General features: G+C 70.5%; 10 protein-coding genes. 6 read left to right on the top strand and 4 right to left on the bottom strand.

Annotated features, from left to right (window positions below):
- The first annotated feature begins 250 nt into the window (after positions 1–250).
- Positions 251–1,279, top strand: coding sequence for a kinetoplast-associated protein (locus HV826_RS05675; RefSeq protein ID WP_176415980.1), 1,029 nt, complete (start codon positions 251–253; stop codon positions 1,277–1,279).
- 84 nt (positions 1,280–1,363) lie between these two features.
- Positions 1,364–2,389, top strand: coding sequence for a methyltransferase (locus HV826_RS05670; RefSeq protein WP_176415979.1), 1,026 nt, complete (start codon positions 1,364–1,366; stop codon positions 2,387–2,389).
- Between the two features lies 1 nt (position 2,390).
- On the opposite strand, the gene HV826_RS05665 is transcribed toward HV826_RS05670, so the two are convergent.
- Positions 2,391–4,601: a fused MFS/spermidine synthase gene (locus HV826_RS05665; protein WP_176415978.1), complete on the bottom strand. Its 2,211-nt coding sequence runs from the start codon at positions 4,599–4,601 to the stop codon at positions 2,391–2,393.
- Between the two features lie 170 nt (positions 4,602–4,771).
- Here HV826_RS05665 and HV826_RS05660 point away from each other — a divergent pair, with 170 nt between their 5' ends.
- Together HV826_RS05660 and HV826_RS05655 are read left to right on the top strand one after the other, a co-directional pair.
- Complete coding sequence (locus HV826_RS05660) at positions 4,772–5,581, top strand: SAM-dependent methyltransferase (RefSeq protein ID WP_176415977.1); 810 nt, start codon at positions 4,772–4,774, stop codon at positions 5,579–5,581.
- A 192-nt stretch (positions 5,582–5,773) separates the two neighbouring features.
- Positions 5,774–6,451, top strand: coding sequence for a hypothetical protein (locus HV826_RS05655; protein WP_255208221.1), 678 nt, complete (start codon positions 5,774–5,776; stop codon positions 6,449–6,451).
- Between the two features lie 58 nt (positions 6,452–6,509).
- Here the strand turns inward: HV826_RS05655 and HV826_RS05650 are convergent, their stop codons facing one another.
- The 3 genes from HV826_RS05650 to HV826_RS05640 form a co-directional block, all read right to left on the bottom strand.
- Positions 6,510–7,964: a tetratricopeptide repeat protein gene (locus tag HV826_RS05650; protein WP_255217054.1), complete on the bottom strand. Its 1,455-nt coding sequence runs from the start codon at positions 7,962–7,964 to the stop codon at positions 6,510–6,512.
- Between the two features lie 146 nt (positions 7,965–8,110).
- Positions 8,111–9,865, bottom strand: coding sequence for a DUF4215 domain-containing protein (locus tag HV826_RS05645; protein ID WP_176415975.1), 1,755 nt, complete (start codon positions 9,863–9,865; stop codon positions 8,111–8,113).
- 244 nt (positions 9,866–10,109) lie between these two features.
- Positions 10,110–11,570 (bottom strand): M20 family peptidase, encoded by a 1,461-nt coding sequence (locus tag HV826_RS05640; RefSeq protein ID WP_176415974.1) that lies wholly within the window; start codon positions 11,568–11,570, stop codon positions 10,110–10,112.
- Positions 11,571–11,760: 190 nt separating this feature from the next.
- Between HV826_RS05640 and HV826_RS05635 the strand changes: the two genes are divergently transcribed.
- Positions 11,761–13,551 (top strand): glycosyl hydrolase family 18 protein, encoded by a 1,791-nt coding sequence (locus HV826_RS05635; protein ID WP_176415973.1) that lies wholly within the window; start codon positions 11,761–11,763, stop codon positions 13,549–13,551.
- 41 nt (positions 13,552–13,592) lie between these two features.
- Positions 13,593–14,411, top strand: coding sequence for a bifunctional hydroxymethylpyrimidine kinase/phosphomethylpyrimidine kinase (thiD, locus tag HV826_RS05630; RefSeq protein WP_176416033.1), 819 nt, complete (start codon positions 13,593–13,595; stop codon positions 14,409–14,411).
- Positions 14,412–14,414 lie beyond the last annotated feature (3 nt).

Raw genomic sequence — 14,414 nt, 5'->3', positions numbered from 1 at the left:
AGTTAGCCGGGCCCCGGCCCCGAGGACAAGGGCGCTGTGGCCCCAAGCGTCACCACCCAGGCCGCCCGGAGGCGCTGCTGGGGGCTCCAAGCACCCCGCCAGGCCGCCTGAAACCCAGCCAACCGTGTCAGACCCTCCAGGTATCTTTCTCCCATGGTCGCCCGAAAAGGGGACCAGCGATTCCACGAAACCCTCACGTCCCTCGCGGGCCTCACGGCCTGCCCTGGCCGTGCCATACCTGGAGAGTCACATGGCTACTCGCAAGACGTCCAAGCGCAACGTCGTCGCCCGCAACCGCTCCACCGAGGCCACCAAGGCCGCCTTCGAGGAGCTCGCTCGCAAGGCGCGTAGCAAGCCCATCGTCTCCACCAAGGAGCAGGACGCGCAGGAGGCCCACGCGAAGAACGTCCTCGCGGACGTGTCCAACCTCACCGCTGAATCCGCCGTGAAGAAGGTCACCGAGGCGGGCCTCACCATCAACAAGACGCTGGCCGGCATCAACGAGCAGGTCATCTCCCTGGTGGAGGAGCTCAAGCAGCTCGACGAGGCCATCCAGCTCAAGACGGAGGAGCTGAACGGGCTGCACGGCAAGGACGTGGCCGCCAGCGCCATCGACGTGCTCGTCGCCGAGTACGACAAGAAGAAGGCGGAGCTCCAGGCGGAGCTGGAGCGGCTCCAGAAGGACATCGAGGATACCCGGGCGAAGGCCGCCGCGGACCAGTCCGCCGAGCGGCAGGCCACCGAGGTCGCCCGCAAGCGCGCCGAGGAGGAGTACGCCTATGACACCCAGCTCCAGCACAAGAAGGAGCAGGACGCCTTCGCCGAATCACTGCGCCAGCAGGCCGCCACCGAGCGCGACCGCAAGGAGAAGCTGGAGAAGGACTGGGCCAGCCGTGAGGACGCCCTGAAGCAGCGGGAGAAGGAGCTGGAGGACCTGCGCAAGCAGGTGGCGGACTTCCCGCTGGTGCTCAAGAAGGAGACGGACACCGCCGCGGCGGTGACAGGCAACCGGGTGAAGTCCGAGTGGGAGCTGAAGCTCACGCTCGCCACCAAGGACGCGGAGACAGCGCAGCGCGTCGCCGCCATGGAGATTTCCTCGCTCAAGGAGACCGCCACCAGGCAGGCCCAGGCGCTCCAGACGCTCCAGACGGAGCTGGCCGAGGCCAAGCGCCAGGTCCAGACCATCGCCGAGAAGGCGCTCGAGTCCGCGTCCGGCGCCCGCGCGCTGGCGGAGGTCCAGGGCGTCATCGCCAACCGCGACTACAGCAAGGGCAAGTAGCCCGCCGCCGGGGAGTCTTGGGCTCACGGGTTACTGCCGCCCTCCCGGGTGATGACAGGCTTTGAGCGCTGTTAGGCTCCTGGAATGGACAAGACCTCCGGCGGGAACGCGTTTCCCACGCAGCTCCTCTATGAGCGAATCGGTGGCTATTGGCTCACCCAGGTCATTGGCGCGGCGGCCCGTCTGGGCATCGCGGACCTGCTCGCCAAGGGGCCTCGGAGCAGTGACGCGCTGGCGGCCGAGCTCGGCGTCAGCGCGGACGGCCTGTACCGGCTGCTGAGAGGCGGCATCCCCGCTGGCATCTTCCAGGAGGTGGGTGCGCGGACCTTCGCCCTGACGCCCATGGGCGAAGGGCTCCGCTCGGACATCCCGGGCTCGCTGCGGGACATGGCCATCGCGCAGAGTGACCGTGCCCACTGGCTGCCGTGGGGGCAGCTCACCGAGGCCGTTCGCACCGGGAAGTCCACGGTGCGCGCGGCCCTGGGCACCGACATCTGGGAGCACTTCGCCAGGCACCCCGACGAGGCGGCGCGCTTCGCCCGGGCCATGGGCAACCTGTCCGCCCTGGTGGCCCATGAGTTGACGCAGCAGGTCGACTTCTCCCTCTTCGCCCATGTGGCGGACATTGGCGGCAGCCAGGGGGCGCTGCTGGCGCAGGTGCTCCGCGCCAACCCCGCCTGCCGGGGCATCCTCTTCGACCTGCCGCACGTGCTCGAAGGCGCGAAGGCCTTGATTGAGGCCCAGGGCCTCACCGGACGGGTGGAGCTGGTGGGCGGCAGCTTCTTCGAGCCAGGGCTCCCCTCCGCCGAGGCCTACCTGCTCAAGCACATCCTCCACGACTGGGATGAGGACGCCTCCCTCGCCATCCTGCGGCACCTCCATGCCGCGGCGCCCTTGGGGGCCCGGCTCTTCGTGCTGGAGCTGGTGATGCCCGACAACCAGACGCCCTCCCCCGTGCCCCTGTTGGACCTCAACATGCTGGTGCTGGTGGACGGACGGGAGCGCACGGCCCACGAGTTCCAGTCGCTGCTGGCCCGGACGTCCTGGGAGCTGGTCCGCATCAGCCCCACCCAGGGCGGCACCTGCATCATCGAAGCCGTGAAGCGCTGAGCTACGGCGCGACCTGTTCGCGGAGGAGGAAGAGCTCCGCGAGCAGGTTGTCCACCGGCGCGAAGTCATCCGTGAGCAGCAGCGCGGGGCCCGCGGCCAGATAGGCGTCAATCTCCGCGCGAGGCACCCGGCCCGTGCGCGGCTGTTCAATGCCCAGGCCGCGCAGCAGCTCCGGCAGGCGCTCCAGCTCCATGGGCCGCGCCGAGCCCGCGACGATGTAGACACCCTGCCCCTTCGAGCCGCTGCGGGCGTCGTGGAGCAGCTCCACGTGGGGGAAGACGTCCTGCATCGTCCGGAGGGCCGAGCGCAGGAAGGAGCCCCGGGGAATCTCGTCGATGACGGTCAGCAGGTAGAGGCCGTCCGGCTTGAGCAACGAGCGCACCAGCACGTCGTACTCGCGCGTCATCAGGTGGTAGGGCACCGACAAATCATTCACCGCGTCCTGGACAATCAAGTCGTACGCGCCGCGCTCCGCCAGCTCCTGGAGGAACTGCCGCCCGTCCAGGCTGAAGGAGGTGATGCGCGTGTCCGGCTTCACGCCGAAGCGCTCCAGCGCGAGGCGCGTCACGGCCGGGTCTATCTCCACCACCTCCATCCGGACCTGCGGGACGTAGGTCTCCACCCAGCGCGGCACCACGTAGCCGCCGCCGCCAATCACCAGCACCCGGGGCTCCGCGGTGCGCGCGGCCACGTGGCGCACCACCTCCGAATGGATGTACCCGTGCGGATAGCCCAGGTACGACGGGTCCTCCAGGTCCACCAGGGTGTGCGTCAGGTGGTCCAGCTGCATGGCCAGCAGCCGCCGGCCGTCATGCTCCACCTGGTTGACCTTGATGCAGAAGTAGTCCGTCTCCTCCGTACACGGAGACGCGAACAGGCCCAGCGCGCCGAGCACCCCCGCCAGCGCGAGCGTGCCCGCGGTGGCGCCGACGAAGCGGGGCCGCCGCCATACCTGTCCCACGAAGGCCGCCAGCGCCACCAGGCCCAGGCTGGCCCCCATCACCAGCGGATAGACGCCCACCTTCGCGATGAGCCACCAGCCGGTGAGGAACGAGCCCAGCAGCGCGCCCGCGGTGCTCCACGCGTACAGCCGGCCCACGGTGCGCCCCGCCCGCCCCACGTCCGCCAGCGCCAGCCGGAGCACCTGGGGTGACAGCGTGCCCAGGGCCGTCACCGGCAGCAGGAACACCGCGGCCGTGTACGCGACGATGCGCGCCTGCAGGCCCAGGCCGTCGAAGTGGCCCTTCAGCACCAGCCACTGGTGGATGGGAGGAATCAGCAGGCAGCTGGCCGCCGCAAGCAGCATGGAGCCGGCGAGCACCTCCTGCCGGGGCCACCGGTCCGCCAGGTGTCCGCCCACGAAGTTGCCCAGCGCCATGCCCGTCAGCACCACGCCGATGATGCCGGTCCAGCTCAACAGGGAGACGCCCACGGTGGGCGCCAGGATGCGGCTGGCCGCCAGCTCGATGGCGAGCGTGCAGAAGCTCGCGCTGGCCACCAGGAAGCACGCCAGCACGGGCCGGGTGCGCAGGTCCACGCCTGTCGAGGACGGCGCGGCGTCCGCTGCCGCCACGGCGGACATTGGTTCGACGGGCGGCGCGGACACGGAGGCCCTGGGCAGCGCCACCAGCGCGCACAGCAGCAGCGCGCCCGCCACGGTGAGGACGATGGTGGGCACGGGGAACCACGCCACCAGCACGAAGCCGGTGAGGAAGTTGCCGGCGAGGCTCCCCAGCGTGCCCAGCGCGTACAGCAGGCCCACGATGCGCCCCGCGCGCGCCAGGTCCGGCAGCAGCAGCCGGAGCGCCAGCGGCGTCACCATGGCCAGCACGAAGCTGACGGGAAAGAAGCCCAGGAAGGTGAGCAGGAAGGTGCGCGGCAGCACGGGGATGGGCCGCAGCGCGGCGCCATCCCCCAGCACGGCCACCCAGCCCAGCGGCAGGAGCGCGAGCACCGCCCCCAGCGCGGTGAGGCCCGCCAGCCACCGGAACGACGCGCCCCGCTCCGACAGCCGGCCGCCGGCGTAGCTGCCCAGGCTGATGCCCGCGAGCACCACGCCGATGATGCTCGTCCACGTGTGGAGCGAAGCCCCGATGAAGGGCGCCAGGAGCCTGGCGGCGGCCAGCTCCAGCACCAAGGTGGCGCAGCTCGTCACCAACACGAGGAGGGCGGCGCGGAGCACATCCAGACGAGACGCGGGGAGAAGAGCCATGCGGTGGCCGCGACTGTACCATCCCCGTCCGGGGCGCCCATCCGTGCTGGCGGGAATCACCCGAGGTGCGGGGAATCACGCCCCGCGCCTACGATGAGGCGTCCCACTCCGGGCGCCACGCCTGAAGAGAGACCGCGGACCCCGTTGCTACGTCTGGAGGCCCTGACCACATGGATACCGAAGCGCTCGCCCGAATCCCGGGCGTCAACCCGAACGTCCCCAACGCCGCCCGCATCTACGACTACACGCTGGGCGGCACGCACCACTTCGAAGCCGACCGGCAGGCAGCGGAGTACATGTTCTCGCTGGTGCCCTCCACCCGGAAGTGGGTGCGCATGCTGCGCGCCTGCCTGCGCACCGCCGCGCAGCGCCTGGCGGCAGACGGCTTCCACCACTGGGTGGACTTCGCGTCGGGCCTGCCCACCGGAGACCATGTCCACGCCGTGCTGCCAGACGCCCGCGTGCTCTACAGCGACGTCAACCCGCTCACCATCACCACGGCCCACCATCTGCTGGGGGACACGCCTCGCGTCCGCTACCTGGAGTGCGACATCCGCCAGGCGGGCGCCTTCCTGCGGCGGCCCGACGTGAATGCCTTCCTGGGGGGAGAGCGCCGCGTCGCCTTTGGCGCCAACGGCATCACCGTGTTCCTGTCCGCCGAGGAGAACCGCCAGTTCTTCCGCGACCTGTACGACTGGGCAGCCCCGGGTTCGAAGTTGTTCACCACCTTCGAGACGAAGTCACCGGACCTCAGCACTCCGAAGTGGGAGCAGTTCGTCGGCATGTTCCGGCAGATGGGCGAGTCCTTCCAGCTCTACTCGCTGCCCGAGTACCTGGACCTGTGTGGCCCCTGGGCCCGGGACGCCACCGGCGTGCTGCCCGTGCGTGAGTTCCTCGGGCTGCCCCCGGAGCACATCACCGCCGAGGACCGCGAGGGCGTGGGCATCGAGTTCTACGCCGTCGTCCTGGAGAAGCGCTGACCGTCCTCATCGGGTGGAGCGAGCGTGCGGGCAGGCGCTCGCGCCCATCCCCGTCGGGGCGGCACCTCGCCACGCCTCCCTGCCGTCTGCCTCCCCAGCGGCGCGTGACTACCGTCTTTGCAGGCAACACGCGCACACGAGAGGAGACGGAGCATGTTTCAATCGAGAAGGCGTCGGGTTTTTGCGGGCGTGATGATGGGAGCGGCCCTGTCGGTGGCCAGCGTCGGGTGCAGCTCGACCCGCTCGGCGAAGGTGGACGAGGCGTGGCTGGCCCGGGTGCCCGAGGACCAGCTGGGCGACGTGCGGGATGCCCAGTCGCAGCGGCGCATGGCGCAGGACGCGGTCACCCGCTCCGAGGTGGCCGTCAATGACGCCAACCGGGAGCTGGAGGTGGCCAAGCGCGAGCTCGACGCGGCCAAGGCCCGCATGGAAGCGAACGAGGCTGCCCTGAAGGCCGCCAGGGCCACCGGCCAGAGCGAGAACATCTCCCAGGCTCAAGCCGAGCTGGGGAACGCGGAGTCGGCGCTCCGCGCGGCGCAGGCCCAGGTGGCGTACCGCGAACGGGTCATCGGCACGATGGAGGCAAGGAAGGAGCTGCGCGAAAACGAGCTGGCGGTGTCCGAAGCGAAACTCAACATGGCGGAGTATGAAGCGCTGAAGGCCAATCAGGACGTGCGCGCCCAGGAACTGTCCGAGGCGGACTTCGCCTCCGCCACCGCCGATGCCCAGCGCAACCTGGAGGAGGCCCAGCGCAAGCTGCAGACGCAGCAGCGCGAGGCACAGCAGGCCCGCGCCAGCTGGGAGCGGCTGCGCGAACAGGCCCGGGGCTACGGCGGCAGCGGCACCGAGTACGAGCAGCGCAATCCGTAGGTCACCGCGACCACCGGCCCGGCCGAGCCAGGACTGGCGCGGCCGGGTCCGTGACGCATCACTTCGGCGGACGGAAGACGTACTGGAACACGGGCGCGTCGGGCCCCGGCGGGTACTGCGCGTCCATGAAGGCGAAGTGGGCGTGGCCGGCGATGACCGCCTCGTTGAGGCTGTCGTAGAGCACCATCACGCCGGTGGCTCGACCGGACGCGTCCACCTGGACCTGGACCTTGAGGTTGCCCTTGAGGCCCGGCGTCTCCTGGAGCCGGTTCATGTAGAGCGCGACCAGTCCCATGGATACCCGGTTGTAGATTTGCTCCTGCGTGCCTCGCGCGGGTTGGGACGGCAACCGGAAGTGGCGCACCAGCGCGGCGGCCTCGCGCTCGGCCTCGGCGACCTGGCGCTCGGGAGCCGCCAGCGCCGCGCGGTAGGCGGCCAGCGCATCCTGATGGCGCTCCTGCTTCAACACCAACCGGGCTCGCAGCACGTGGATGTCGGCGCGGGCGGGCGCTCGCTTGGAAGCCGTCACCAGGTGGGCTTCGGCTGCCGTGGAATCTCCGCGCGCCTCGGCCAGCTCGGCCAGGCGAAGCAGGGGCTCCGCGTCTTCGGGCGCGGAGGCGGCGAGCCGGACCAGGGCCTTGTCCTCCGCGTCGGCGCGGCCCAGCTCACGGTACAGCCGCGCCAGCGCCCCCAGGGACGCGGGCGCCACACCGCCCAGCTCCGCGTAGCGCTCCAGCGAAGAGGCCGCCTTCTCCTTCTCCGAAGCGGCCAGCCACAGGTCGGCCTGGAGCCGGTGCGCCTCCTTGTCCCGGGGCTTGAGGGCCACCAGCTTCTCGCCCGCGGTCGCCGCGGCGCGCACGTCGTTGGCGGCGCGGGCCAGCTGCGCCAGCTTCCGCAGCGCCTCGGGTTGCTCGGGCCAGGCCTCCACCGTCCGCGTCAGCTCCGCGCGCGCGTCCGCCTCCCGCGCGGGAAGCCCGGCCAGCAACATGGCCAGGGACGTCCGAATCTGCGGCGCATCCAGTTGCGCGAGCGCCTCACGCAGCCGGGCTTCCGCCTCCGCGGGCTTGCCCTCCGCCTGGAGCAACACGCCCTGCGCCCACAGCGCCGGCGCGAAACCCGGCGCCTGCTTCAGAGCGGCGGCGATGGGTGGACGCGCCTCCGCCAAGAGCCCCCAGCGCACGTAGATGAGCCCCATGCCCACGAAGGGCCAGGGATTCTCCGGGTCCAGGGTGGAGAGCGCCTTCAGCTCGTTCCAGCACGCGTCCGAGGGAAAGGTGAGCCACGCCCGATACATGCGCGGCATCAAGTCCCCGGGCCGCGCCCGTGACTGCGCCTCCAACTCGCTCTCCACCGCACTGGCGCGGCCCCGGGCCCGGGCCGTCTCCAGTTGCCGCAGCGTCGCCATGACCTCCTCGGGCGGAGGCAACTCCCGGCGCCCCACCGCCCCCCGTGCCGGAGCGGCGAGCACGAGCAACACGAAGCACAGCGGGAGCGCGAACGAACGAGAGGCCATGGGGCGCGCGGACGATAGCAGACGCCCGTCCAGCGGAGGCCGCCTGCTCCCTTGGCGGCACGAACTCAGCAATTCCAGGGAAGCCCCGCTCCGGAAGGACGAGCCTTCCGGAGCGGCGCCTCGACCTTCACGTCAGGACGACGGGCTCAGCCAATCTCCAGCCGGCACGTCGAGCTGCAACCGTCGCGGCTGACGGTGTTGCCGTCATCGCACTCCTCGCCTTCGTCCTCCTGGGTTTCGCCGTCGCCGCAGCGCGGGCCCCAGAGGCAGCCTCGGCCGCACTCGCCGTAACCGCCGGCGTTGACGCCGTCATCGCACTCCTCGCCGGCGTCCTCGTCCACCACCGCGTCGCCGCAGGTGGCGGTGCACTCGGTGCGGGCGGTGAGGAAGTTGTTGAGCGTGAGGCGGTACGACGAGCCAGAGGTGTGGCGTTCAGCCTGGAACACCACGACCTCGTAGATGCCACCCAACCGCAGGCCCAGCGCGCTCGCCTGGCTCGACATGGTGATGGTGCCCGACGCCGGGCCATGCACGCCGCCCAGGTCCAGCGCCAGCCGCCCGTTGACGAAGACCCACACGTCGTCGTCACCGCGGAAGGTCAACACCTCGGTGCCCTTGTACTCGAACCAGTACCGGGCCTCGCTGGTGAAGTTGAAGTTGCGCTGCTGGCTGATGGTGTCCTCGCGCGTCGGCTCGAAGCCCGCGGCCACCCAGCCGCCGCTGTAGAGCGGCTCGTCGTCGAGCGGGAAGAACTGCTCGTCGTCGAAGACATAGGAGCCGTTCTGCTGGCGGTCGAGCACGAAGCTGCCGACGATGGTCTTGTTGACCCCTTCCACCGCCTTGTACCACTGGTCGAACGCGGCCCGGCCGTTGGTGTTGTTCGACTGCTGGCCTTCCTTGGCGTAGACGGGGCGGCCGTTCGCGTCGAGCCGGTTCTGCAGGATGCCGTCCTCACGGCCCCCGTTCTTGTTCTCGAAGTCGATGTGGCCGCGCGGCAGGTCGCCGGTGGCCGGCAGGTCGTAGCCGCGGAAGTCCCGGTAGACGACGGGGATGGACACCTGCGCGGGCGGCTCCTGCTCGATGAGCACGCACGCGAAGCCCTCCTCCAGCTTGCAGTCCGGCGAGCAGCCGTCATTGGCGCGCGTGTTGCCGTCGTCGCACTCCTCCACGGTGCTGCCCGGGAGGATGAGTCCGTCGCCGCACGTCTCCGCGCAGGTGCCGTCGACGCAGCGAGGCTCCGTGGTGCACAGCGGCGAGCAGCCGTCACCCATCACGGTGTTGCCGTCGTCGCACTGCTCGGTGCCCTCGGTGACGTCGTCACCGCAGGTGGTGCGGCTGCACGGCTGCCCCGGCGGGCACTTCCAGCCGTCCTCGAGCCGGCAGATGTCGCTGCAGCCGTCGCCCGGAGCGGTGTTGCCGTCCTCGCACTCCTCGTCACCGGCGATGATGTTGTCACCGCACTCCTTCGCGCGGCAGCGGCCACCCTGCGCCGGGCACGCCCAGCCGCTCTCAATCCGGCAGCTCCCGTTGCAGCCATCACCGCTGGACAGGTTCCGGTCGTCGCACTCCTCGCTGTCCTCGACCCGGCCGTTTCCGCAGTTCGTCAAGCGGACGCACGGCTCGCCCGGCACCTCGCAGAGGAACCCGCCCTCCACCTCGGTGCACGCCGCGTTACAGCCGTCGCCGTCCGCGGTGTTGCCGTCGTCACAGGCCTCGTGGGACTGGCGCTGGCCGTCACCACAGTCGGTACCAGCGTCCGCCGTGGACCCGTCCGGGAGGTTCGGGTTGGGACCGGCATCTGGCTTCGTCGAACCTCCGCCGCCGTTACAAGCCACCAACGTGAAGAGGAGAGATGCGAGCAACGCGCGCGCCAGCTGAGACCTGCGATGGGGGTTCACCATGGGAGCAAATGCTGAAAGTGCTTCGCACGGCTGTCAACGCATCACGGCAAGTCAGCGGATGCGCGGTGCAGACGGCGCGCAGATGTGCAGGCAGGACGGACTTTCCGTGCGTTTCCCGTCCCCTGCGCACATTTACATTCATGATAACAACGGCCGAAACATCACTTTCGTAGAAAGCCGCAAGTGACGTGAATCACGGAACTCACACGCCCCGTGCGGGCCGCTCAGCGCGAATGCACCGGCGTCACTGGGCCACGTTGCGGACGTACTGAGCGTAGAAGCGCACCGCGTCCGCGTAGCCCTTCACCGACACGCGCTCGTCCTTTCCGTGGAGGCGTGACAGGTCGGCGCCGTCCAGGCGCAGCGGCACGAAGCGGTAGACGTTCTCACTCAGCCCGGTGAAGTAGCGCGAATCCGTCGCGCCCAGCATGAGGTACGGGGCCACGACGACGTCGGGGAACACCTGGCGCACGCTGCGCTGGAGCTGCGACCACGCCTCGGAGTCCATGCGCGACACGGGCGACGGCTCACTGATGAAGCCCAGGGTGCCCACCTTCACCCGCGGGTCATCCACCACGCGCCGCACGTGCTCCAGCACGCCCTCCACGGAGTCACCCGGGAGGATGCGGAAGTTCACCACCGCGCGGGCGCGGGCGGGCAGCACGTTGTCGCGCTCGCTGCCCTCGAACATGGTGGCCGCGGTGGTGGTGCGCACCGCCGCGTTGGTGGTGGCCTTCGCGGTGAGCTGGCGCAGCACCAGCGGCTCGAACAGCCACAGGTTGGCGAAGAGCGTGCGCATCCCGAAGCCCATCTCCGGCCCCGCGAACTCGAACAGGGCCCGGCTGCCACCGCGCAGCTTCGCGGGCATGGGCGCATCCTCCAGCCGGGAGATGGCGCGGCTCAGCACGCCCACGGCCGTCTGGGGCGGCGGCATGGAGGAGTGGCCGCCTTCGCCATCCGCCACCAGCTCCGCGCTGGCGAAGCCCTTCTCCGACACGCCGACCAGGGCCACCGGTGACGCCACGCCGGGCACGGTGCCGGACACAATCATCCCGCCCTCGTCCAGCACGGACTCCAGCGTCACGCCTCGCTCGCGGAGCAGCTTCGCCATCGCCTCCGCGCCCTCGCGCCCCCCCACCTCTTCATCCCCGCCGAAGGCGAGCAGCACCGTGCGTTTGGGCTGAAAGCCCGCCGCGAGCAGGGCCTCCACGGACTCCAGGATGCCGAACACGCTCCCCTTGTCGTCCAGCGCGCCACGGCCCCAGACGTAGCCGTCCGCCACCAGGCCGCTGTAGGGCGGGTGCGTCCAGGAGTCCTCCGTGCCGGGCGCCACGGGCACCACGTCCAGGTGCCCCAGCAGCAGCGCCGGGCGCAGCGCTTCGTCCGTCCCCGTCCAGGTGTAGAGCACCGAGTGCGCCCCCACCGGCTCGCGCTTCAGCGTCTGGTGGAGCCGGGGGTACTGCTCCCGCATGTAGTCGTGGAGCGCGGTGAAGGCGGCGTCCTCCGCGGGCTGCCCCTCCGCCGCCGCCAGCGTCTTGAGCCGCAGCGCGCCGCCCAGCCGGGCCGCGGCGGCATCGGCGTCCACGGTGAACGCCGCGGGCGCCTCCGGCTGGACCTGCCGTGACGTGAAACGAAAAGCCTTCGTGAGGAGAACCCCCGCGAGGGCGACGACGACAACCAACAACGACAAGAGGATGCGTTTCATCGGCAAGGCTCGCGGTGGGGGCACCTCACGCTAGCAAAGGCGGCCCGCCACCCCACTGCTTCTCAAGGACAGGGCCCCGCGGTGAACCCCGCCTCCACGAATTACGGATTTACAGCACTGTAATTATTTTCCATCTTCACCGCGAACCATAAGTCGTGTAGATGACGCGGATCGTCACAGGGGGTGCGCAGTGAAGAAGCCGTCCACGGTGTGGAGACAGCGCTGGCTTGGCCTGGTGTTGGGGACACTGGCTGGCTGCGCCGGTGGAGGTGCGGAGGACCCGGGCCTTCCGGGCGCCCCGGGCGCGGCCACGGCCCAGGCGGCTGATTCCGAGGCCTTGGTGACGTGGCTGCCGCCCACGAGCGACGGCGGACACCCGGTCATGTACTACATCGTGCGCTGTGAGCCCGCCTGTGGCGGCGCCATCGTCACGTCGGACCAGTTCCAGGCCACCGTGCGCGGCCTCAACAACGGCTTCGCGTACACCTTCAAGGTGTCGGCGGTGAACCTCAGAGGAGAAGGCCCCGGCTCCGTGCAGTCGGAGCTGGTGACGCCGCAGCCCGGCCTCTCCATCTCCAACCCCACCGTCCCGGGCCAGCCCCGCGGCGTCCGGGCCACGCCGGGTAACGGGCACGCCTTCGTGAGCTGGCTGGCCCCGGCCAGCTACGGTGGCCGGCCGCTGCGCCAGTACCGGCTGACGGCGGAGCCTGGGGGCGTCTCCGTGACGGTGGACGCGCCGGCCGCGAGCGCCGTCATCCCCGGGCTGGTCAACGGCGTGCCGTACCGCATCACCGTGGCGGCCACCAACGAGCAGGGCGAAGGGCCCCCCGCGGTCGCCAACCCCCTCCAGCCTCGCGCCGGAGGCGAGCCCACCGAATGGGTGACGGGCTACTTCGTGGGCTACCAGCTGTGGATGCAGCCGGTGGACGCGGTGGACCTGGCGGGCATCACCCACCTCGTCGTGGGCCGCGTCAAGCCGAACCCCAACGGCACCCTCAACGCGAACTTCGACGCCAACGTCGACGACAGCCACGGGCGCGCCATGGCCAAGGCCCTGGCGACGCGCGCGCACCAGCAAGGGCGCAAGGCGCTGCTGATGCTCGGCGGCTTCGGCGAGCATGAGAACTTCGTGCACGCGGCGTCCGCGGCCCAGCGCGCGCACTTCATCCGCAACATCATCCAGCTCATGGACGAGCTGGGCTACGACGGCATCGACGTGGACTGGGAGCCCATCATCCTGGCCGCGGACATCCCGGAGGGCGCCCCCCTGGAGCCCGATGATGGCGAGCCCCTGCTCGCGCTGCTGGAGGGCCTGCGCGCCGCGCGCCCGGACATCATCCTCACGGTGCCGGTGGACTGGCTGAACTCCAACTTCAGCATGAGCCGTTATCGCGCCGACTTCATGAAGCAGCTGGCGTCGCGCGTGGACCAGCTCAACATCATGTCCTACAAGATGAGCGGCCACTGGGGCGGCTGGGAGAGCTGGCACTCCAGTCCGCTCCACGGCCACTCGCAGTTCCACCCCACCTCCGTCTCGCACTCCGTGGAGGGCTACCTGGACGCGGGCGTGCCCGCGGGGCGGCTGGGCGTGGGCATTGGCTTCTTCGGGACGTGTTGGGGCGGCGTGACGGAGCCGAACACGCCCCTGGATGGCCGCGAGGGTGTCTTCGAGGGCCAGAGCGACAACTTCATGAGCTACACCAACATCATGACGCACTACTACCGCGCGGACGCCAGCCGCTGGGACGACGTGGCCCAGGTGCCCTACCTGTCGTTCCCCTCCGGCCACGGCCCGGGGCTCTGCAACTACGTCTCCTACGAGGACGCGCGCTCCATCTCCGTCAAGGGCCAGTACGCGCGCGAGAAGAACCTGGGCGGCGCCATCATCTGGACCCTCAGCCAGGGGCACTTCCTTCAGCCGACGAACGGCCACAGGGACCCGCTGCTGGACGCGGTGAAGCACGCCTTCCTGGATCCGTGAGCGGAGAGAAGCACTGGCGGCGGAGCGCCCGCTCCCGCACCATGGCGGCCATGGAGACTTCGAAGTCCGTGGCCACCGCGCTCACCATCGCCGGCTCCGACAGCGGCGGCGGCGCCGGCATCCAGGCAGACCTGAGCACCTTCGCCTTCCACCGCGTCCATGGCACCAGCGCCCTGACGGCCATCACCGCGCAGAACACGCTGGGGGTCACCCGCGTGGACGTGCTGCCCCCCGAGGCCGTCGCCGCGCAAATCGACGCCGTGGCGTCCGACATCGGCGCGGGCGCGGTGAAGACGGGCATGCTCGTCAACCCGGCCATCATCACCACGGTGGCGCAGCGCCTGCGCGCGCTGGGCCTGGGCCCGCTGGTGGTGGACCCCGTCATGGTGTCCCGCGCCGGCGCGCGCCTCATCGACGACGCGGCCGTGGGCGCGCTCAAGGAGCTGCTGCTGCCCCTGGCCACGGTGGCCACGCCCAACCGGCACGAGGCGGAGCTGCTCGCCGGCATGAAGCTGGAGACGCTGGAGGACATGCGGGAGGCCGCGCGCCGCATCCACCGGCTCGGCCCCCAGGCGGTGCTGGTGAAGGGCGGCGGCATGACGGGCGCGCTGCGCGGCACCGACGTCTGGTTCGACGGCGAGCGCCTGGAGACGCTGCACCTGCGCTCGGTGGACACGCGCAACACCCACGGCACCGGCTGCACGCTGTCGGCGGCCATCGCCGCACACCTGGCGCTGGGGCGGACGCCGCTGGAGGCCACCCGGCGCGCGAAGGACTACGTCACCACCGCGCTGGAGCACCCCCTGCCCCTGGGCGAGGGCCCGGGCCCCTTCAGCCACTTCTTCCCGCTGGAGGGGTAGCCC

Origin of the sequence: Myxococcus sp. AM010 (genome assembly GCF_013372585.1) — a bacterium.
Lineage (GTDB): Bacteria > Myxococcota > Myxococcia > Myxococcales > Myxococcaceae > Myxococcus > Myxococcus vastator.
This window is presented reverse-complemented; position numbering and strand designations above follow the sequence as displayed.